General features: G+C 44.4%; 19 protein-coding genes and 1 pseudogene. 8 read left to right on the top strand and 12 right to left on the bottom strand.

The genetic code is table 11. The features are described 5' to 3' along the window. Positions 1-77 precede the first annotated feature (77 nt). The 3 genes from CUN85_RS08765 to CUN85_RS08755 all read left to right on the top strand — a co-directional run bounded on the left by CUN85_RS08765 (position 78) and on the right by CUN85_RS08755 (position 3585). Entirely contained in the window at positions 78-470 is a 393-nt protein-coding gene (locus CUN85_RS08765; protein WP_135389945.1) for a thioredoxin family protein, read from the top strand. Positions 471-560: 90 nt separating this feature from the next. Next, positions 561-1418: an NAD(+) diphosphatase gene (nudC, locus tag CUN85_RS08760; protein WP_135389944.1), complete on the top strand. Its 858-nt coding sequence runs from the start codon at positions 561-563 to the stop codon at positions 1416-1418. A gap of 289 nt (positions 1419-1707) precedes the next feature. Further along, a complete protein-coding gene (locus CUN85_RS08755) occupies positions 1708-3585 on the top strand; it encodes a DUF2341 domain-containing protein (protein ID WP_135389943.1) in 1878 nt (625 codons plus the stop codon). A gap of 29 nt (positions 3586-3614) precedes the next feature. Here the strand turns inward: CUN85_RS08755 and CUN85_RS08750 are convergent, their stop codons facing one another. Genes CUN85_RS08750 through CUN85_RS08740 form a run of 3 tightly spaced genes read right to left on the bottom strand, consistent with a single transcriptional unit; the run spans position 3615 to position 6284 of the window. Further along, complete coding sequence (locus CUN85_RS08750) at positions 3615-5258, bottom strand: AMP-binding protein (RefSeq protein WP_135389962.1); 1644 nt, start codon at positions 5256-5258, stop codon at positions 3615-3617. Positions 5259-5277: 19 nt separating this feature from the next. After that, positions 5278-5694: an acyl-CoA thioesterase gene (locus tag CUN85_RS08745; protein WP_135389942.1), complete on the bottom strand. Its 417-nt coding sequence runs from the start codon at positions 5692-5694 to the stop codon at positions 5278-5280. A gap of 14 nt (positions 5695-5708) precedes the next feature. Beyond that, the gene (locus CUN85_RS08740) at positions 5709-6284 is read right to left on the bottom strand and encodes a helix-turn-helix domain-containing protein (protein WP_135389941.1); all 576 of its coding nucleotides are present in this window, start codon (positions 6282-6284) and stop codon (positions 5709-5711) included. 363 nt (positions 6285-6647) lie between these two features. Between CUN85_RS08740 and CUN85_RS08735 the strand changes: the two genes are divergently transcribed. Beyond that, on the top strand, positions 6648-7433 hold the full coding sequence (locus CUN85_RS08735) for a helix-turn-helix transcriptional regulator (protein WP_135389940.1): 786 nt from the start codon (positions 6648-6650) through the stop codon (positions 7431-7433). Here the strand turns inward: CUN85_RS08735 and CUN85_RS08730 are convergent. The 4 genes and pseudogenes from CUN85_RS08730 to CUN85_RS08715 form a co-directional block, all read right to left on the bottom strand. Beyond that, positions 7430-8354 (bottom strand): annotated as a pseudogene (locus tag CUN85_RS08730) (IS5 family transposase). The gene CUN85_RS08735 and the pseudogene CUN85_RS08730 overlap by 4 nt on opposite strands. A gap of 276 nt (positions 8355-8630) precedes the next feature. Continuing rightward, positions 8631-8918 (bottom strand): AbrB/MazE/SpoVT family DNA-binding domain-containing protein, encoded by a 288-nt coding sequence (locus tag CUN85_RS08725; protein ID WP_135389939.1) that lies wholly within the window; start codon positions 8916-8918, stop codon positions 8631-8633. Between the two features lie 142 nt (positions 8919-9060). After that, on the bottom strand, positions 9061-10158 hold the full coding sequence (gene aroC / locus CUN85_RS08720) for a chorismate synthase (RefSeq protein ID WP_135389938.1): 1098 nt from the start codon (positions 10156-10158) through the stop codon (positions 9061-9063). Between the two features lie 21 nt (positions 10159-10179). Then, positions 10180-11067 (bottom strand): cation diffusion facilitator family transporter, encoded by an 888-nt coding sequence (locus tag CUN85_RS08715; protein WP_394346219.1) that lies wholly within the window; start codon positions 11065-11067, stop codon positions 10180-10182. Between the two features lie 130 nt (positions 11068-11197). Between CUN85_RS08715 and CUN85_RS08710 the strand changes: the two genes are divergently transcribed. The 3 genes from CUN85_RS08710 to CUN85_RS08700 all read left to right on the top strand — a co-directional run bounded on the left by CUN85_RS08710 (position 11198) and on the right by CUN85_RS08700 (position 13204). Beyond that, positions 11198-11914 carry a DUF6517 family protein gene (locus CUN85_RS08710; protein ID WP_135389937.1) on the top strand — a complete coding sequence of 239 codons (717 nt, stop codon included), beginning with the start codon at positions 11198-11200 and terminating at the stop codon, positions 11912-11914. A 133-nt stretch (positions 11915-12047) separates the two neighbouring features. Further along, positions 12048-12818: an ATP-binding protein gene (locus CUN85_RS08705; RefSeq protein ID WP_135389936.1), complete on the top strand. Its 771-nt coding sequence runs from the start codon at positions 12048-12050 to the stop codon at positions 12816-12818. 17 nt (positions 12819-12835) lie between these two features. Then, entirely contained in the window at positions 12836-13204 is a 369-nt protein-coding gene (locus tag CUN85_RS08700; protein WP_135389935.1) for a cupin domain-containing protein, read from the top strand. On the opposite strand, the gene CUN85_RS08695 is transcribed toward CUN85_RS08700, so the two are convergent. Then, complete coding sequence (locus CUN85_RS08695; RefSeq protein WP_135389934.1) at positions 13201-14553, bottom strand: tripartite tricarboxylate transporter permease; 1353 nt, start codon at positions 14551-14553, stop codon at positions 13201-13203. The genes CUN85_RS08700 and CUN85_RS08695 overlap by 4 nt on opposite strands. Before the next feature lie 132 nt (positions 14554-14685). Between CUN85_RS08695 and CUN85_RS08690 the strand changes: the two genes are divergently transcribed. Continuing rightward, positions 14686-15597, top strand: a complete 912-nt coding sequence (locus CUN85_RS08690; RefSeq protein ID WP_135389933.1) for a TIGR00269 family protein — start codon at positions 14686-14688, stop codon at positions 15595-15597. Here the strand turns inward: CUN85_RS08690 and CUN85_RS08685 are convergent. The 4 genes from CUN85_RS08685 to CUN85_RS08670 all read right to left on the bottom strand — a co-directional run bounded on the left by CUN85_RS08685 (position 15591) and on the right by CUN85_RS08670 (position 21337). Further along, positions 15591-16499 (bottom strand): DUF7847 domain-containing protein, encoded by a 909-nt coding sequence (locus CUN85_RS08685; RefSeq protein WP_135389932.1) that lies wholly within the window; start codon positions 16497-16499, stop codon positions 15591-15593. The genes CUN85_RS08690 and CUN85_RS08685 overlap by 7 nt on opposite strands. Before the next feature lie 505 nt (positions 16500-17004). Further along, entirely contained in the window at positions 17005-19020 is a 2016-nt protein-coding gene (locus tag CUN85_RS08680; RefSeq protein WP_135389931.1) for a sodium-translocating pyrophosphatase, read from the bottom strand. 203 nt (positions 19021-19223) lie between these two features. Beyond that, positions 19224-19679: a hypothetical protein gene (locus CUN85_RS08675; protein WP_135389930.1), complete on the bottom strand. Its 456-nt coding sequence runs from the start codon at positions 19677-19679 to the stop codon at positions 19224-19226. A gap of 155 nt (positions 19680-19834) precedes the next feature. After that, entirely contained in the window at positions 19835-21337 is a 1503-nt protein-coding gene (locus CUN85_RS08670; RefSeq protein ID WP_135389929.1) for a dihydropteroate synthase-like protein, read from the bottom strand. Positions 21338-21343 lie beyond the last annotated feature (6 nt).

Genomic DNA, 21343 nt, shown 5'->3' with positions numbered 1-21343 from the left:
AACAAGCCTGAACTATTTCCTTTCCTTGCAGAACTATTTATACCTGGAAGGTCAAATCTTATTCAGGAGCGGTAGAAATGGATGAAAATGGTGTGATTGAAGCAACAGATGAGAACTGGGAAGAACTTCTCGGGAACCAGGAGAAACCGATGGTGGTTATGTTCTACCTTCCGAAATGTGTTCATTGTAAGGAGATCGAACCATATTTCATAGAATACTCCAGGGAGTTCCGGGATTCGTGCACTTTTGTCAGGATGAACGGGCTTCTCAGTGCCAGGACTTCCAGAAGATACGGTGTGAAGGCAACGCCTACTTTCAAATTCTTCTGCCGTGGAAAACCAATAAAGGAAGAAGTAGGTATTATCTATCCATCTATACTTCGCAAATCCATTGAGGATCTGGTAAAGCACGGCGACGAATGCGTGCTGCATACAACTCCCATGCCGGATGAGGTATCGCCCTACGAATGATTGCAGGCAGGACTATGCGTACCTGTCCTTAATATTTTCATCATCTGCAACCGGTAAACTCATAAGCAGATCTCCCGTGTTAATCCTGTCATGATCCGGGAATACAAACTTTCTGAGCTTGATTTCTTCCCTTTGCTGAACCCTCCGGAAAAGCAGGAAACCTGTTCTAATCATTACTTTGTTTTTAAGGACCGGAAAATATTGCTTATATCAGGGGAAGGTGATCTCAGATTACCTTCTGCATGTAATATCACATCCTTTAAGATAGATATCCAGAGAAAACAGTATCTGGGTGAATTTGGGGGTTTTTCCTGCTTTGCAGCCGAAACAATTGATGATCTCACTGAAAATAAGAGTGTCGTATTTGAGGATATCAGGAAGTTGCCGGGCATTATTGGAGAAACAGTTGCAGCCATTGCAGGCAGGGCTGTTCATTTGCTTGAGTGGGATAAAAACACTCTTTATTGCGGACACTGTGGCTCGGGGACACTCTGGAAATCTGATGAAAGGGCAAAAGAGTGCACTGAGTGTGGTTTACTGTTCTTTCCGAAAATATCTCCTGCAATCATTGTCATGATCGAAAAGGATAATAAGATCCTGATGGCAAGGTCCCCACATTTCCCGCCGAATCGTTACGGCCTGATAGCGGGTTTTGTTGAGCCTGGTGAGTCCATCGAAGAGGCTGTTGTCAGAGAGGTAATTGAAGAAGTGGGAATTCGTATCCGGGGCATATCTTATTTCGGGAGCCAGCCCTGGCCGTATCCCGATTCCCTGATGATCGCTTTCACAGCAAAGTACCTGGAAGGAGAAATACGCTTCAATGACGGGGAAATAGAAGAAGCGGATTGGTTCAGCTATGATGAGATTCCCCATTTACCGGGCAATACCAGTATTTCCGGAAAACTGGTGGAACATTTCATATCCGGTCAGAGAATACGATCTATATAAAAAATATGGATTTCGGATTTCTACAGAGCCTGGATTTCATTAATAATGTCTCTTTCAAACCTTTTTTCCAGAATGGCATATGATAAACTTCTAAGAGATTCAACTCCCGCCCAAATATACATAAGAATTATCTATTTGCAGTTTTCATGTACATATTATCTATTTAAATAGTTATAAGTAACATCTTATTATAGGTTATAAGAAGGTGAGTGGCTTGATACAAAAGATTGCATTATATACATTTGTTTCTTTGTTATTTGTATTTGTATTTTCGCAGACAGGTGCAGCTTTGACTTATTCTGGAGGTGGGGAATGGAACTTCTCGGAAGATATTACCATCATGGAAAATTCAGATCAGAACCTGGTCAATTATCAGGTGCTTCTGGTCCTCAATAGTTCCAACTTCAACTTTTCCAGTGCTTCCCCTGCAGGCGAGGATATTCGTTTTACCTCAGGTGAGACGCAGCTCAAATACTGGATAGAGGAATGGGACCTGCAAAAGGAAACAGCTAGTATCTGGGTAAGGGTGCCATATATTGCTGCCAGGGGAAACGCAAAGATCACAATGTTCTATGGTAATCCCCTTGCAATCGATGCGAGTTCAGGTGCATCTACTTTTGAATTCTTTGATGATTTCGCCGGCCCCAACATCAACTTCGGTAAATGGGACCGGTACTACACAGGCGGGGGCGAGATCGATATAAACGGTGGTATGCTCAAACTGATCGTTCCGAAGTTCCATCCGGAAGATGTCTCGCAGGTGAAATCCGAGGAGACTTTTGCGGTGAACTCCATGCTAGTGACCAAAAGAAAGAAAGTGACCACCGGAGAGGACAGCCGCGGACCAGTTATCGAACAGGGATTTGTTGACCCTCACAATGAGAACCGCAATCAGGTAATTGTTCGTACGGAACTTCAGAATGAGACCTATGTGTCCTGGGTGCTTGAGAACCAGAAGGGTGATGCACGTTACTTCCCGAAAGATATGGCATCCCTGAATGTGCCTGAGGATACCTGGTACACCACGGGTGTTGCCTGGTATGTCGAAGATGAACTTGGAAGGGTCGCATTCTTTGAGGACGGTTCCAGGGTCAGCAGTATGGACCTCGCATCCACAGAGGAAGCAAATTATGTGCCCATAACAGATATGAAAGCATACCTCTTTGCCAGCACCTATTCAGATGTTTCCAAGAATATGGGATATGCAGCATTTGATTATGCATACGTGCGTAAGTTCGTTCCTGAGGAGCCAGCAGTGATCATGGCAACAGCTGCAGTGCTAATGCAAGAAAATGATTCTGAAACTACTCCTGCACCTGTAAAGATCAATATCGCACCCCCGGATGGCAAAATAAATGCCATCCGGATCTTCGATACTGCAGGATACAACGATTCTACAATCGCTGATCTGAAGGACAGTGGTCTGAATCTGGTGATGCTCAGAGTGGATTCCGGGAATATATGGAGTCTGGAGAGATTTGTGAAAAATGCTCATGACAACGGCATGCAGGTCTATGCAATGCTATTAAGTGATCCTGAAAGAAATACAGAGGACAATTCTGCATCTGTTCGGGAGGCGGTTGATTCGGTCATGGATTATAATAACAAGTCCCTTGCAGGTTTTGACGGGATAAACATTGCTCTGAACCCATGCAGCGAAGACCCGGAAACAGCCTGCGAGGACAGTCTGATGTTAGTTGAGGGTATACGTGAAAGTACGAATAGTAGCCTGCCTCTTGCAGTGGATGTGCCATTCTCATATGACCGATCGGCAATCGGAGAGGTTTCGGATCATGTGGAAATCTTTGTTATCCTTACCTATGATGCGGAAGGTAATTCTCAGGATTCCACTGCTAACATTGTTGATTCCATTGCGGCTAAGATGGGAGAGATCCGGGCAGCAGGAGGAGATGCACTGATCAGTGTTGCGGTCGATGATGATTTCATGACGGATGAAAATGTTCAGGAACTGCTTGAAAGATTACAGGACTATTATGCACAGGACCCGGCTTTCATGGGTACTGAGATTGTTGTGTACAGCGAGTATCTCGATTACACCGAAGTATCACCGGCTACCACCGAAGAAAGTAGTCCTGTACCTGGTTTCGATATCATTTTAGCAATCGCTGCAATATTTGTGCTGGTATTTACCGTAAGGAAAAAATGATGTGATAGGTTCACATCATTGTATTTTTTTTAGTTCTGTTTTTCCTTCAGCAGGGCAACTGCCATATCTCTCAGCTTGAACTTCTGGACCTTGCCGCTTGCTGTCATGGGATATTCATCCACGAAGAATACGTGTTTTGGCACTTTGTACCTTGCTATTCTTGAAAGACTGTAGTCACGAATGTCCTCTTCTGTAAGATCGATGCCGTCAGCAAGGACAATATAGGCCCCAACGATCTCACCGTATTTCTCATCGGGAATTCCTACTACCTGTGCACTCTTGATGCCTGGCATGGTGAACAGGAACTCTTCAAGCTCCCTTGGATAGATATTCTCACCACCACGTATTATCATGTCCTTTATACGGCCGGTGATACGATAGTATCCGTCCTCGTCCACGGTAGCAAGGTCCCCGCTGTGCAGCCATCCGTCCTTGTCGATAGCGTGCTCTGTCATTTCAGGCATTTTGTAGTAACCTTTCATAGTATTGTAACCGCGGCAGCATATCTCCCCCTGTACGTTCGGTCCGACAGTTTCCCCTGTATCGGGATTGACTATCTTCACCTCGATCTCAGGCATCGCTGTTCCAACTGTACTGACACGACGCTCGATAGAATCATCTGTACTGGTCTGGGTAAAGACAGGTGATGCTTCTGTAAGCCCGTATGCAATTGTAATATCCGTGCAATGCATCTCGTTGATAACACGCTTCATTGCCTCGATGGGACAGGGAGAACCAGCCATTATGCCTGTTCTAAGTGAGGAAAGATCGAACATCCTGAACATCGGGTGGCTGAACTCAGCAATGAACATGGTCGGTACGCCATAAAGGGCCGTACATTTCTCTTTCTGGACTGCAGCCAGCACCATGAGGGGATCAAACAGTTCAAGCATAACAAGCGTGCCTCCGTGGGTCAGGGCTGCAAGTACCCCCAATACGATTCCAAAGCAGTGGAAAAGAGGGACCGGGAGGCAAACCCTGTCATCCTCAGTTAGCTTCTGCCTCTCTCCGATATAGTATCCGTTGTTCAGGATATTATGGTGAGTGAGCATGACACCTTTCGGAAAACCCGTGGTCCCGGAGGTGTATTGCATATTGATGACATCATCTTTGTTAAGTGTCTTCATTATCTTGTGGATATCTTCATCACTGCTGTGCTGTCCAAGAAGGAACAATTCACGGGTGTTGTACATTCCCCTGTGTTTTTCCTGACCGATGAAAATGACATTTTTCAAGTGCGGGAATTTCTCACTCTTCAGGCTTCCACGATTCTGTGTCTTGAGTTCGGGAACCAGTTCGTAGATTGTCTCGATGTAGCTTACATCCCTGAAGCCGTCTATTATGGCAATGGCCTTCAGGTCTGCCTGTTTCATGAGATATTCTACCTCATGTATCTTGTATGCGGTATTGACCGTGACAAAGACCGCACCTATCTTTGCTGTTGCGAACAGGAAAGTGAGCCAGTCAGGTACATTGGTTGCCCATATGCCAATATGGTCTCCCTTTACGATGCCGATCTCCAGCAGGCCTCTTGCCAGCATGTTGACGCGCTCATCGAACTCTTTGTAAGTGAACCTCAGGTCCCGGTCGGGATAGACAATGAATTCCCTTTCAGGATCCTTCATAACCTGTTTCTCGAAAAAATCACCAATTGTATCATCTGTAAAAGGCATGATCATATCTCCCTGGATATCAATTACAACTGCTACTCTCTTTCTGCAGATGCTCTTCAAGTTCCTTCCTTATGTCATCCGGTATGGGAACAGATCTCTTATTGATAAAATCATAGTGGACGATCGTGGACCTCCCGATAGCACCAATTTTCCCGTTTTGCCATGCTTCCTGCGTAACAGTGAACGATGAGTTACCGATCCTTGATACGTAGGTGATGACATCAACATCTGCTCCATAGAACATTTCTCCTACGTAATCATATTCGGTTCTTGCCATAATGAGCTTCCAGTTCTCATAGCTCAGGTCAAGGTCCGGGGTGAACAACCGGAATATCGGATTACGTGCCTGTTCGAACCATATGGCAATGGCAATATTATTGGCATGCTTCAACCCGTCAATATCGCCGAATCTTGGAGTAACAATTGTTTTGAACATATCGATCTTCTTTCTTAGTAAGGAGCATATACTATTGCAAGTATCTGTGCATCGCTGTCCTTGGCGTGAACGTGGTGTGGAACAACAGAATCATAGTAAATACTGTCACCTGTGACAAGATTATACCTCTCTTTGCCGTAGATTATCTCTACCTCACCTTTGAGCACATAAATGAATTCCTCTCCCTCGTGGGAAGATAATTTTTCCTCTTCTGACTTCGGCGGGTGCACATCAATTAAAAAGGGCTCCATATGCCGGTCTGCCTTGTTCGCAGCAAGGGAAAAGAATTCCAGGGTGCTGGTGTCACATTTATCACAGTTGCCTGAGAAATGTAGTACACTCTCCGATCTGCCGGACTTGACAACAACCGGTGCGTCGTGGGGAAGATCGTCAAGGAAGGTTCCCAGTCTCACGCCCAGTGCACGGGCGATCTGTAAAAGGGGTGTCAGGGAAGGGACAAGTGCTCCGTTCTCAAGCTGCTCGATCAGTTCAGTATTGGTATTGCTGGTTTCTGCCAGTTTTTCAACTGACATATCATGCGACTCTCTTAACTGGCGGATTTTGTTGCCGATCATATTCTTTTCTGGCATGGTGCTTTCCTCATATGGTTTTTCGTGAAAACAAATGAACATAAGACTTACGGTATTTTCAGTTATAATAATTACCTTATTGTAGTGTTCTAACATCTTACAGGTAAGGGATTTTATGAACGTAGACCAACTAAGGAAAGAGCCAACTATAATTAAATTATTCGCTTTGACCGATTAGGCAGATAGCACCAAAACCGGATACACGGCAGTGCTCTGGCATTACATGATTAAAGATGGTAAACTCATGCCAGATTTCTGCATATTCGGGTTCAAAGGATGCTTATAAAAACATTCAGTTTGCTATAAATAGTACTGCCTATAAATATTACACAGGGATGAGTGACTTAAAGGAGCAATGAAAGTATGAAGAAGCCCTTACTTGATTTGATATTTGCATCCGATAAAAGAAAGAGTGCACTCTTATTACTGCAAAATGGCCCTCTGATGATGGAAACTCTTCTCAATTCCCTGAACACAACAAGACAGTCGCTGCTTCCACAAATGCGAATACTGGAAGAGCATCACCTTATAACTAAATCAGATGATTCTTTTGGTTTGACAACTATCGGGGAACTCATTGTTGACGAGATGGTTTCTTTAGTAGATACTGTTGATGTATTAGATACTGATGTTGGTTACTGGGGAACCCATGATTTGGATTTTATCCCCGAGTATCTGTTTAAGAGAATAAATGAACTTGCAGAGATACAAATAATAAACCCTCCCGTTGTCAACATACATGATCTTATGCAGGAACTGTACAATGCTTCAAAGGATTCAAGATCACTAAACCTGGCCACTGTATTCTATCATCCACAATTCCCTGAGCTGTTTGCTGACCTTGTTAAACTTAACATACATGTGTACCTTATTATTTCCAGAGATCTACTCGACAAATTTACAATTAAAGTCGGAGAAGATCTTGATGAACTGCTTAAAAGCCAATATTTCCATCTTTCGGTTTACAGCAAAGAAATGAATTTCATGTCCTTTGCATACAGCGACACATTTTTTAGAATCAGTCCACTGAAAAATACAGGAGAATATGATTATACCTATCTTATTTCTTTTAATGAACAGGCAATCGAATGGGGAAAAGACTTATTCGCATATTATTTCAATGACTCAAAATCGGTATATGAACTTTAAGTAAGTATGTTCCTTTTCAGTATCATTAAATCTGATATTTTGGGCTCTGTAGAAATCCTCATTTGAATCAAACAAACGACCTTGGCATACCTGCCAATGTTGTTTACTATTAGTTTTATTTTAATCTCTTTTACCTGATTCCTTAACTTTATGGCCTTTAACTCCCCCATATTTCCTTTTGAGTACTGAGAACATAGTTTCAACCAGGCTTCTGTTATGGTAGAGTTCCTCATCAAACTCTTTTATCATTTTCCTACGATAGAATCCTTTGATCTTTTTCCTCTTCCTGTTCCGTAAAGGTATCATAGCTATCTCGAAACTATTCTCTTGTTAGTGAATGTATAGGTTCACAATCGTATCCTTTGTCCATGACATAGTAGCTTGACCTTCGAATTCTATGACATTGTTTCAACAATGTTTTTGCATGCTTTATATCGTTGGCAGGTTTACCTGATATCTTAAAACCAGTAACTATCAACTTATCAGTATCAACAGAGATACTTACTTTCATGAATGATCTGCGTTTCTTCTTTGTTCTGAGTGAATAATAGTAACTACAATGGCCACTTGTAAATCCACTTGAATCAATAGCATTAACATCTATTCTGTCTCCATGTGAATAGAACAGATCAAGTGTTTGCTTTAATAATCCATTGAAGTAAACAGATTTAATTCTTCTAACGAACTTATGCAGAGTGTTCCAGATTATAAATCTGGAACTCCCATTCAAGCTATGATTTAATGGAAAGTGAAATGTGGAACTTGTTTTAATCCAATTCTTGACTTAACTGGACCCATCAGTTGAACAAGTTCAACATTACTCCTGCAATCGGTATTCAGGTACTCCTTTAACAAAACCAAGGCTATTAGCTGATGCTGCGTATATTTCCTCTTGGAATACTTACAACTGTAGATCTGCAAATGTGAGTATCCTGATGCAGTTAGCGCTGCATCAACAAACTTTAAGTACTTGTTAGACTGCCATCAAATCGAAGATTTAATGGGAGTTCCAGATCTTTGATCTGGAACAAAATACTAAACATCCCCTTTGTGTTTTCTGTAGCAAGCAACACTTTGGGGTTTTATCCTTTTTAAACTATTATGTGTAAAATGGAATAAAAAATAGGTTTTCTACAGAGCCGTAAATAGTGTAAATATCGGATTTCACTGTAAGCTGAATGCACAGTAGACAGAAGCCTATTGCTTCTTTTTATTATATAAATAGCTTGCCATATATAAGTGGTTGCCTACTATGTACAGACCAATAATGTCCCTTTTGAGGTGTTCGAGTTTCTTATCCACCTTGACCATCCGGGCTTTCCTGCCTTCATTGAAGGCTGGAGGCTTGATGATAAGAGAACCATCCTCAGCGTACAGAATAGAAAGTGGAGAACCGGATTTAAGCTTTGATCTGACAGCCCATTTCTTCGGGATTGTGATAATATACGTAGACTTACCCGTCACCTGCACTTTTCTGGTATCCATAGCTAAACATCCGACCTTTCTTTCAATACAACTGACAGCGCAGGATGAATTAAATAGGTATCCTTAATAGATATATAGTAAGTGTATAGAATATATAGTCAATTTGTTCAAAAATGAATTGGTCCCGGGATTGAAAATATACTCACTTCAAAAGATATTCCGGATTCATCCTTCCACCCCGTATCATATGGTCTGTCAGCACCAGTGCCACCATTGCTTCAGCCACAGGAACCATCCTCGGAGGGATAGTCGGATCATGTCGGCCATGTATCTCAATGCCGGTCTCTTCCATGGAAGCTACATTTACACTTTTTTGCTTTTTTGATATAGAAGGCGTGGGTTTCACAGCAGCACGACAGATCAATGGCAGACCTGTAGACAGGCCACCTATGATACCGCCTGCGTTGTTGCTCTCGGGAACGATCTGCCCGTCATCCACCAAAAATGCATCATTCATCTGGCTGCCTTTCATGCGTGCACACTCAAAGCCCACACCGACCTCCACACCCTTTACCGCGCCTATACTCATAAGTCCCCCTGCGATGTCTGCATCGAGCTTGCCGAATACGGGCTCACCCAAGCCTATAGGCATACCTGTTGCAATGATCTCAACAATGCCACCGATGCTGTCACCCTCATCACGTGCAAGTCTCACTTGTTCAAGCATCTTCTCAGCTGCTTCCAGGTCCGCAGACCTCACTGCAGTTCTTTCAACATTGTCACGGATAGCCTCAAATGTAACAGGACCGGCTTTTATTCCACCCAGCTCGATCACATGTGCAAAGACTTCGATGCCGAAAAACATAAGCAGTTTTTTTGCAATCGCACCGCCTGCGACCCTTCCGATCGTCTCCCTTCCGGAAGACCTGCCACCTCCCCTGTGGTCGCGAAAACCATACTTCTCCATGTAGAAAAGATCGGCATGCCCCGGACGTGGAATGTCCTTAATGTAATCATAGGCACCGGGGTTGGCATTCCTGTTGCGGACAAACATGGAAACAGGAGTACCGGTAGTCACACCCCCAAAAACACCAGAAAGTATCTCAACAGTATCGGACTCCGAACGGGGTGTCGATACCTCGCTCTGACCTGGACGTCTTCTGTCGAGTTCCTTCTGCACATCCACCTCGGAGAGCTCGAGCCCTGCAGGTACTCCGTCAACGACTACACCCACAGCATTACCGTGGGATTCTCCCCATGTTGTGATCCTGAACGAATGACCAAAGGTGTTTCCTGGCATAGTCTTATAAAATCCCTGATTCTATTTATAATTGTAACTGTTATCCTCAGGCTCGATATGTACAAGCACTTCTTCGATGCCCTCGAAGGCTTCTTTCAATCGATACTGTACGATATGAGCTACCGTATGCGACTTATATGTGGGCATTGAAGGGTCAACCTCCACATGAAGATCCACATACACACAACCTTCAGGCCCACGGGTGCGAATATTGTGGCAACCCATGACTCCTTCCACCCTGCACACAACACCACGTATCTCCTCGGGATCTATACGTGATTCATCACAAAGGACTGAAACACTACTGAAAATGATTTCCATTCCCGCATGCAGTATCACAACGGCCACAAAGATAGAAATAATGGGATCCACCATGGGATAACCTGCTCTGATAGCTAGAAGACCTAGCAGCACAGACATGGAAACGTAAATATCACTTCTCGTATGAGCGGAATCTGCGAGCAGGACCTCGCTTCGGAGCTCATTCCCTTTCTTTTTCTCGTAAGTTGTGACAGTATAGTTCACAATCATTGTTCCAAGCATTACAAGGAAACTGATCGTCGTGACTTCAGGAATGCTCCCGTTATCAAAGCGCATCAGTGCAGAGCGTACTATTTCAAATGCAACGGCCCCCAGGATGAATGCAATGAAAACAGCTGCGATGGTCTCGAATTTCCGGTGTCCGTAAGGGTGCTCCGCATCAGGAGGCTTTGAAGCTATCTGAATGCCAATGAGACCTATAACATTGGACACACCATCAAAAAGGGAGTGATAACCGTCAGATTGCATGCTCAGCACATTAGTCCACATACCATAGCCGATTTTGGCAAAAGCAACTGCAAGGTTCAGGAAAAGTACGTACCACATGACTCTTTGTATTTTCCTGAACCTTGAGTCCATAGTTTGCATACTAAGGTCTATTAACCATGTACAATATAAAATCTATGATTCCCGTATCTAAAAAAGGAAGGAAGACCAACAATACCGTATGTGCGAATATATTAATATATAAAAGATATAGTATTAATCAGGTGATATTTTGAGATCTTGTCCAAGAACACTGGCTTTAATATGCTCTTCATTACTCCTGATAGTAACCTCAACGGGATGTATGGAGACTCCTGCTGCATCCCCTGCACTGATTGATGAGACCACCCTGGAAAATCACGGATGGTCACAGGAAGGAGAGATCGAGTATAGTACGTTACAACAGAGTATTTCCGATTCAAGCAGCATCAGCTTCAACAGTACGTTTGTCAAATATCGGAATGAACGACTGACATCGGATATCATTGACCAAACGAACAGTTTCAAAGATGCTTACAATATCCCCTTCGATTCTGAGTTTCCTAAAATGGATGCCTGGATAAGCACCAACCGTATCACCCTTCCGGGCGGAGCAAAACTCCCGATCGACATGATATCAAAGATGACTAACAGAAGTTTTAATGATATGTCGGAACAGAATAATATAAGGAACTTCAGTAAGATCGAGACCAGAGAACTGGTTATGAAAGAAGGTAGCGTTATTTACGTATCTATCTACTCCGGCTCAGCCTCTGCACAGAACTCCAGCCTGAACGTACTTGGGTTAGTAGCAGCATTCGGCAATGAAGATTCTAGCACTATCGTCATAGGAATGACACCCAACGGGAGCCTGCCGGTCAATATCGGACCTGTGGAAGCGGACCTGTTCACCATTGATGGTAATAAGGAAATAGAAGAAATGCTTGAGCTGATAGCTACAATTGAATAATACAGACAATGACGGAATATACTTTTTAATCATGCATCCTTTTTGATTAATATTTCCTGCAGGGAAAACGTACCTATACAGATGACTTTCATAACCGGAAAATATAATTCGGATTAGTCCTGAGTTGAAGAACATGGTAAAGATCGCAGTTACTGGAAAAGGTGGTGTAGGCAAGACTACACTCTCGGGAACCCTTGCACGCATGCTTGCAAGAGAAGGTTATGATGTGCTTGCCATCGATGCGGACGCTGACATGAATCTTGCTTCGGCCTTAGGCGTGAAAAATCCGCCCCAGCCCCTCACCGATTACAAGGACCTTATCGAAGAGAGAGCAGGAGAAGCCGGAGGCATGTTCAAGTTCAACCCGAAGGTCGATGATATCGTTGACAGGTTTGGGGTTGTAGGCCCGGATGATGTGAAAATGCTTGTTATGGGCACCGTTGAGAAAGGTGGGAGCGGCTGCATGTGTCCTGCATCGGCATTCCTGCGCGCTTTCCTGCGCCATGTGGTCCTCAAGGACACCAGTGCAGTGATACTGGACATGGAGGCAGGCATCGAGCACCTGGGCAGGGGTACCACCCGGGGAATAGACCTTATGGTGATCGTCGTGGAACCCGGCATGAGATCTATCGAAACAGCCCGGCGCATTAAAGAGCTCTCCGAAGGTATCGATATCATTAACCTGGCTGCAGTCATCAATAAAGGAACTTCTGCCAATATAAAACCTCATCTCGAGAAACTTGGTATCCCGGTCCTGGGGGAAATACCCTACGACACCGAACTCGTGGAAGCTGACTTCCATGGACTGGCCCCTATCGATGTCGGAGGCAAATGGGTGGAAGCTGTAACGCAGATCAAGGACAATATGCTTTCCATGGTCCGGAACTTTGAAAAGCAAGTTTGATACTGCGGTTTTAAAAAATGCCCATCAAGATAATACATCAAAACATAGAACCATACATAACCAAAGATGGATCTTCTATCAGGGAACTTATGCATCCGGAGGTACATGGGAATCATTTCCAAAGTCTGGCGGAAGCCACTGTACCAGTGGACGGTTCAACCATATCTCATAAGCACATCAGCGCAGAGGAGATATACTACATCCTGAAAGGTAGTGGTCATATGACAATCGAAGGAGAAGGATTTGGTGTGAACGAAGGCGATACTATATGCATTCTGCCCGGGGAATCCCACATGATCCGCAATACCGGGAACATACCTCTTAAGATACTATGCTGCTGCTCTCCTCCTTACTCTCATGATGATACGGAATTGTCAGACTGTTAAAGAAAGTAAAGTATCACAGGCAACAGGATCACACCCATTGCATGGCTCTTCCGGACTTTAAGGAATGGTGCAAGCATCCCAATTGAAGTGGATACTGCAAATATCATCAGTCCATAAATGCCTGTGAAAAGCAGGACGATGACGGAAAGGACTGCTAACACCATATAGCACAAAAGCGGGTAATTCATCTTAGAGAGCGTTCCGTGAACCCTGTCACCTATATAGATCGTGGAAAAGTAGGAGAGAATCGCAGTCAGCGAGACCGCACAGAGGAAAAGAACCATTGAAGAGATATCAAGTTCAATACCTCCGAGCAAACCGCCTATGACAACCATTGCCCCGTTCCTCGACTTACCAATAACCGCAAGGGCTACCAGAGCAAATATTGCGTTGCATGTATTCACTCCCGATACAGAGACAATGAACTCCTTTGCAGGATCAAGAAGTAATTCTTCATTGCCATATCTCCCGAATCGTTCCTGATCTTCTCCGGATTCTTCCCGGATGAACAGCCTGGCAAAGACAGTTGCCACAGATGACGATATGCCAGGCAGCCATGCAACCAGGGAACCCGAAAGGCCACCAACGAAGATTCCCCTGAAGATGCGCTTGCTTCCAAGTTCGATGCGGCAGCGGAGCTGGGCCGGTATCACAGGGCTGGACATCAGACTTATAATAAGCTGTGACGAACCAAAAAGACCACTCAGCAGAGGCAGCAGTATCGAAGGCTCGCCCAGAAAGATGAGAGGTGCCATCAGGTGTTCGGTATTAAAAGCAAGTACTCCCAGTGAACCGCTTAGCAGAAAGACCAATATTGCATAGGACCTGAACTTCCATCTTGAGAGCGAGCCCTGTCCATGGACGAACTCCCCCTTTTCGGTAAGTATCATCACAATTACGACAAATATCAGTATCAAGGCAAGGTAGGATTGTATATGTCCATATGCACTTTTGATCAGCATCGAGAGAGGCAGCGCTATTACCAATGCAAAGGCAACAGAACCTGCACTGCCAAGCGCGGACAACCTGATAGCTTCCGCCCCGCGCCCTTCCAGCAGGAGAGTGTGACCAGGCAGTACTGCAAGCGCCATATCATCGTTCGGGGCACCGAGAAATATTGCCGGGATGATGTCATGGAACGTGTGAGCTACAGAATTTGAAAGGATCATAACTGCAACATAGAACAGAGGTATACCGTTGTCCGACAGGAACGGTGAGAGCGCAAGTAGTACCAGTGCGAAATTGTTGGTGTGTATACCCGGAACAAGTCCGGAGAATACTCCAAGGAAATAACCTGCAAGAACTGAGAGTATGAACAGTACAAAAGAGATTTCACCAAACGATATCATTCAAATTTTCCTTATTTTTTAAGGAAGAATATTTGCAGCCTATTTAATTTTTTCTTTTTGTGCCTGCATGGCCAAGGCTACGGAATACAGGACAGATATTTATATCAATATACCTTTGCATGGACAGGACCTATGACTATAAAATGTGATAAATGCAATAAGGACGCCATCATCTATCAGAAATACTCAGGTATGCACCTGTGCAGGAAACATTTTACCGAGGATGTTGAACGTAAAATAAAACTCACCATTCGGAAGCATTACAGCATCAAAAGGAACGAGACCATTGCAGTAGGCCTGAGCGGCGGAAAGGACAGCAGTACAACACTCCATATACTGCACAAAATATTCGGCATGAGACCGGATATCAGACTTGTTGGTATTTCAATAGATGAGGGCATTGAGGGCTACAGACCCCAGACGATTGAATCAGCAAAGGAACTGACCGAGGAACTGGGTATTGAACTGATGGTCAGGTCGTTCCGGGAAGAGTATGGTAAGACCATGGATGACATAGCACCGATGCAGAGAGAGAAAGGTGCATGCAGTTACTGTGGTGTGCTCAGGAAATCATTGCTTAACAAAACAGCATTGCAGATCGGCGCTACAAGACTTGCTATCGGCCATAACCTTGATGATGAGGCCCAGACCGTTCTCCTGAACCACCTCAAAGGTGACGTGTCACGTCTGGTCAGGATGGCACCACCAAAGGAACTTGAAGGGCTTGTCCTGCGAATGAAACCTCTGAGACAGATACCTGAGAAGGAAATTGCCCTCTATGCTTATCTCCATGACCTGCCACTTGGTTTTGGGGGATGTCCTTATGCACATGAGGCCATGAGAAAGGAAATAAGAACACTTCTTAATGATTTTGAAGTAAGGCATCCCGGTACAAAATATGCCCTCCTCAGCGGGTTCGATAAGATATCAGGAATACTTGGAAAAGAATTTCCGCAGGAAGGGCTGTCTAACTGCAGGGTCTGCGGGCAGGCCTGTACAGGAGAAATTTGCCAGGCCTGCAAACTACTGGGTAGAATTCAGTGATCCAGCAGGTAATCATCAAAGGAATAGAGTTTTTTGTCATTCCTGTTAAGATAGAAGCGTGTCCACCAGATAGTGATCAAGGGCCTTATTATAATAATACTGAGTAAAAAGTCGGCAAATGTCCACATCTGTGACAACACATCGTTGTAACTGAAGATGTTACCTATAATACCAAAAATCACTGTAATTCCAATGACCAGGGACCAAAGTATCAGTGCAGGTACCTTATTGGACATGAAAAATGACACTCCATCCCCAATAGCACTTACAGGGTCAAGACGATCGATCACAAGTGCATATTCGACGAATATCAGGATAATACTCAGTAGCAAAGCATAGAATCCCCATATAAAAAGCCCGAATATCAGCAAGGATGTACTTGCAAGAGCCATACTAGGATCAGCAAGCAGATCACCGATGTTCCCGATCGAAAGGAAGCCAGGTATCAAAAATATCACTCCTGCCAGTGCAAGCAATGATACCATGACTTTTAAGAGAAACAGGTTAAAGAAGTTCTTTGAGCCGTATGAGGACATATCTCCTACATTGGTGTCACCCTTCTCTAATGCCTCTTTGGACATACCTATGGCACCTGCAGTGAAAAACGACTGAACGAGCATGTATAATAGAAAGAAAATGATACCAAAAGCAATGAGTACCAGTAGGTTATCCGAGAGCAGCGACTCAAGAATATTTAGCATTGCATCCGGGGATAATTGTTCAGGATCTATATTGCTGCCTGATATAACAGGCATAATGAACAACATCACAAACAAGAAAGCAGCCAACATTGAAAGGAGCACTGTTACAAGCACCTCTGAAATAAAAGGTATGCAGATAATCAGGTTCCTTTTCCATGTGCTAAAACCTCTTCTGATAATTGTACCGATGTCTTCATTCATCAATAATCTTCTCCGGAGACATGTGCACTATGGGCGGTCACTTTATATTTTTTGTGTTGATTAGATAACAGGTATATAATAAACAGACAATGTACAACAATTTTACAAGTGCGGCAAAGGTTATTATAATTTTCCTGACGGCAATAATTAAATATAATCATGTTAATTGTAGAGATTGCGCGGGTACTTTTTTCATACATTAAACCCCACTCCCCAAATACATTAAACCCCCACTCCCCAACCCGCGCACTTCTTTTCATAAACAGTATCTGGTTTGCATTCATTTTTGGTTATTACAGCCCCCATAATTATTGATGATCTGACTCAAAACGTTGATATCGGTTAAAATTATTGGGATCCAGGTCACATGACAGGATTTAGAACTGCAAGATGCAAAAAAGCTTTTTGTCATTGTAATTCTGAGACTGAATTAACAATGTCACAAGAGATATTCAAAAAAAAGATTATTTCCGGCTTTCACCGGAAATTAAAATATTCTTACTTTTTACAAAAGACCTGCGCCTATGAACAGTGAGGAGAACAGAATCGCAACCATGTTCACTACCTTGATCAAAGCGTTGAGTGCAGGTCCGGATGTATCCTTGAACGGATCACCAACGGTGTCACCGACAACAGCTGCCTTGTGAGCTTCTGAGCCTTTACCACCATAATTTCCGTCCTCAATGAGTTTCTTTGCGTTATCCCATGCACCGCCACCATTGTCCATTGTAAGTGCAAGCAGAAGACCTGCGACAATGATACCAATAAGAAGACCACCAAGAGCTGCGGGACCGAGTATAAGTCCGACCAGCAGTGGTGTGAAGATAGCAAGTGCACCAGGAATGGCCATCTCACGAATCGCTGCTGCTGTGACTATATCCACACATTTGCCATATTCAGGTTTTGCTGTTCCTTCCATAATGCCAGGAATCTCGCGGAACTGGCGACGAACCTCATTGACTATCTTGAAAGCTGCCTTACCTACAGCCTGCATCGTAACAGCACTGAAGACGAAAGGAAGCAGTCCGCCAATGAAAAGGCCTACAAGGACCGTTGGCTGGTTAAGGCTAAGAGCTGCAGCGCTCAGATCCACCTTGTGTGTGTAATCTGCAAAGAGAGCCAGGGCACCCAGAGCTGCAGAACCTATGGCGTATCCTTTGGTAACTGCCTTTGTGGTGTTACCCACTGCATCGAGTTCATCTGTGATCTTGCGTACACTGGAAGGCATGCCAGCCATTTCTGCAATACCGCCGGCATTGTCAGTAATAGGACCGTATGAGTCAAGTGCTACGATCATCCCGGTCGTTGAGAGCATTGCTGCTGCAGCGATCGCAATTCCGTAAAGGCCTATTGCCGGGTTTGCCGCTCCGCCTACAACGTAGTATGAGGAAAGGATACCACTTACAATGATGATGACCGGAAGTGCGGTACTCTCAAAACCGAAAGCAAGCCCTGAAATGACGTTTGTCCCTGCACCTGTTTCAGATGCTGCGGCAATCGTCTTTACCGGGCGGTAGGATGTCGAAGTATAGTACTCTGTGATAACCACCATGAGAACCATGATGACAATACCCACTAAAGCTGCATAGTAGAATCTCATGTCGCCCATGAGATAAGTCGTAACGAAATAGAAAGCTACAAGAGACAGAACTGCAGAAACTGCTACTCCTTTATATAACGCTTTCATAATCTTGCCATCACTGCCGACCTTCACGAAGAACATGGAGATGATGGATGCAAAGATCGCCACTGCACCAAGGATGAGCGGGTAGAGAATCGCGTTTGTATATGAGTCGAGAATCAATGATCCTAGAAGCATTGATGCGAGAACTGTGACTACGTATGTTTCAAACAGGTCAGCACCCATACCGGCACAGTCACCGACATTGTCACCGACGTTGTCAGCTATTACACCTGCATTTCGCGGGTCATCCTCGGGAATTCCGGCCTCGATCTTACCGACAAGGTCCGCACCGACATCTGCTGCCTTGGTGAATATCCCACCACCGACCCTTGCGAAAAGACTTATAAGGCTGGCACCGAAACCGAATCCCACTACAAGGTCCACATTACCGTAAAGGATGTAGAAACCACTTGTACCTAGTAGTGCAAGACCGACTACAGCAAGACCGGTAACAGCTCCACCACGGAACGCAACGGACATGGCCTTTTGCAAGCCCTTTGATGCTGCATTTGCTGTCCTGACATTGGCCCTGACAGATACATTCATACCAACGTACCCTGCAACTGCAGAACTTATTGCACCGACAAGGAAGCCGATAGCCACTTTACTACCATCCTCAAGGAGTGCGAAGATTAGTACTGCAAGAATTACAGCTACTACTGCGATTGTTTTATATTGACGATTCAAATATGCCATCGCACCCTCCTGGATAGCACCTGCTATTTCCTGCATCTTCTCTGAACCAGGATCCTCTTTCAGGACACTGCGTGCAAAGAAGCCGGCAAATAACAAACTGATAATACCAGCAAGAGGGGCGAGATAAATTAAATGTTCCATATTAAAACTCCTCTTAATTAATACTATACGAATACTGTAACTTTCAAATGTTTTTATTCCACAAGTGTTACCGCATACAACAAACCATTGCTGGATGGCATGTTGCACAAATTTTTACAACTCGGCTATAATGCATAATATAATATATAAATGTAGGCAGAGATAAGACATTCCGATATTAACCTATCGATTGATGCTTTTGATCAGAGTCCTCCGCCGACCTGTAAAACTTCAAAACCAATACTTTCAGGTACATCCACCCTGAAAACAAAAACATTGTAACGCAGCCTTCTGGCAACTGCTATTGCATTCTTCTCTTCCGGTCCCAGCTGGCCGTCAGTACTTGCAATGCAGAACGATTTCTTTGCATCTCTTACAAGGAAATCAAAGTGCTGCCCGTAGTCATCCAGGAATTTTACAAGTTCTGCAAGTTCATCCCACTTCTCACACATGTGAATGTTCTTGGTTGCGGAATTGCTCACATACCAGTCCCGGCTCATATAGGGATAGGCATCATATTGCTCCTTGAGGTCTTCATATGCCTTGTGGATCACAGACACATCATCACGCAGGTCCACCCATTTCCATCCCTGTTCTGTGAAATATCTTGCCGCAACAATAGCAACTATCTTTTCCATATCCTGTTTTTCAAGTTCCATATTATCACCTGTAGGCTAAATGATACTTATCACATTTAACTATGTATACATCTTACCAGAACAAGTTAAAAATCGGTCCGATTCGGGTTTTGTGTATCAGATATTAAAATACTGCACACAAAAGAGGAAAGAGCCTGTGAACAGATCTCTTTAGATTAGAACTTATCGTCCTGCGAATAACTCCTTCCGAATTTCAGGGCCAGTTCTGCTTTTTTAAGTTCTTGGCCAAGGTATGCTGCATGTTCCATCCGGGAAACCAGTTTCATGTCCAGAATGGTATCCATGACCTCACCTGCGCTCCTGCCAACGATGGAAACGGAATCGTGTTCTGCAAGGATGTAACCTCCTTTTCCGTAACTTTCGGGAATTACATTTATCCGGATACTGCCTTTCGGATCAACGGTCCACATCCTGCTCTTTTCTGCCCGGACAAAATTATCGGGCATAACGGCATCCGTACGCCTGCGCTTCTCTTTTATCTCGATCAGATCTATGCCAAGGTCCTTTGGCGAGCTTTTGCGCTCCTTTGTAAGCATCATCATCTGCGAAGCTTTCTTAAGTTCCTTAATGGAACCCTGGGTCTTGTTGCTGTATTCGGGAGTGAAAAGTATGCTTACACCCAAATCAGCTGCAATACCGCAAAGGGTTGCGTTAACACCTGTGGAATCTGCATCGATGAGCTCTGTTACATTACCGACACCGAAGAAAATGGGAATTTCCGGAAACATTTCGTGGAACTTGCTGTACCGGACAATAGAAGATGCGATTTCGTGTCCGATCGGGTCAAGCACAGGATCGGCGATTATCTTTCTGACACCCATTCTGCGAGCTTCATTGATATTCCTTATAAGGCTATCCAGACCCTCCCCGGAATCAGGTATAATTACCGATGCAACATCAGAGCTCGCAAGTCGGGGAGCAATAGTGCTTATATTGCTGCTGTCCAGACTGAGAACCATATCGACACCAATGTCAAGTGCCCGGGAAAGCAGTCCGGGATCGAGTGTATCAATACTGACAGGAAGCGATGTCACCGACTTTGCGACCTTTATGGCATGTTCGACATCATCGGCTTCCGCATGCAGGGAGGCACCGAGATCAATAATATCGGCTCCTTTACGCACGAAAGACTCTATTCGCCCGGACAGAGTATCGGTATCCTGACCGGTGGCATCGACCACTTCTGCCATGACCTTCATACGTGAATCGCCTCCGAACTTCAACTCACCTACGGTCATTAAGGGAACTGCCAGTTCTTCCAGTTGCTTTACCTTTTCCAGAGCCATTTCCCGTCTAACGTCCGCAAGCAGTTCACATGCAGGTAGTTCGGTCGAAAACTCGACACTGCCGACAAAATTCAGTACAAAACCCAGGTCGTAAGCATGCTTGGGACCGAGGCGGATCTTGCATCTGAGTTTTCTGGCAAGTCTTGAGAAATCACCTGACACAAGACCAGGGATGAGTATCAGGTCGTATTCAGCATTGTGCGCCTTATTATTCGTGAACTGAGGAAAATCCGCCTCAATGGCTGCCATCAACTTGCGGGGAGTGATAAATGCCGCAATCTGAGTATCAACAATCAGCACATCAGTATCCATGCCTACCGAATCTCTCACAGTCTGCTCTGCAAGGTGACCTGTAGCAACTAGTACTTTCATGCCTTA

Origin of the sequence: Methanolobus halotolerans, assembly GCF_004745425.1 — an archaeon.
Taxonomy (GTDB): domain Archaea; phylum Halobacteriota; class Methanosarcinia; order Methanosarcinales; family Methanosarcinaceae; genus Methanolobus; species Methanolobus halotolerans.
Note: the sequence above shows the minus strand (reverse complement) of the source record. Positions and strands in the feature narration are given on the sequence as shown.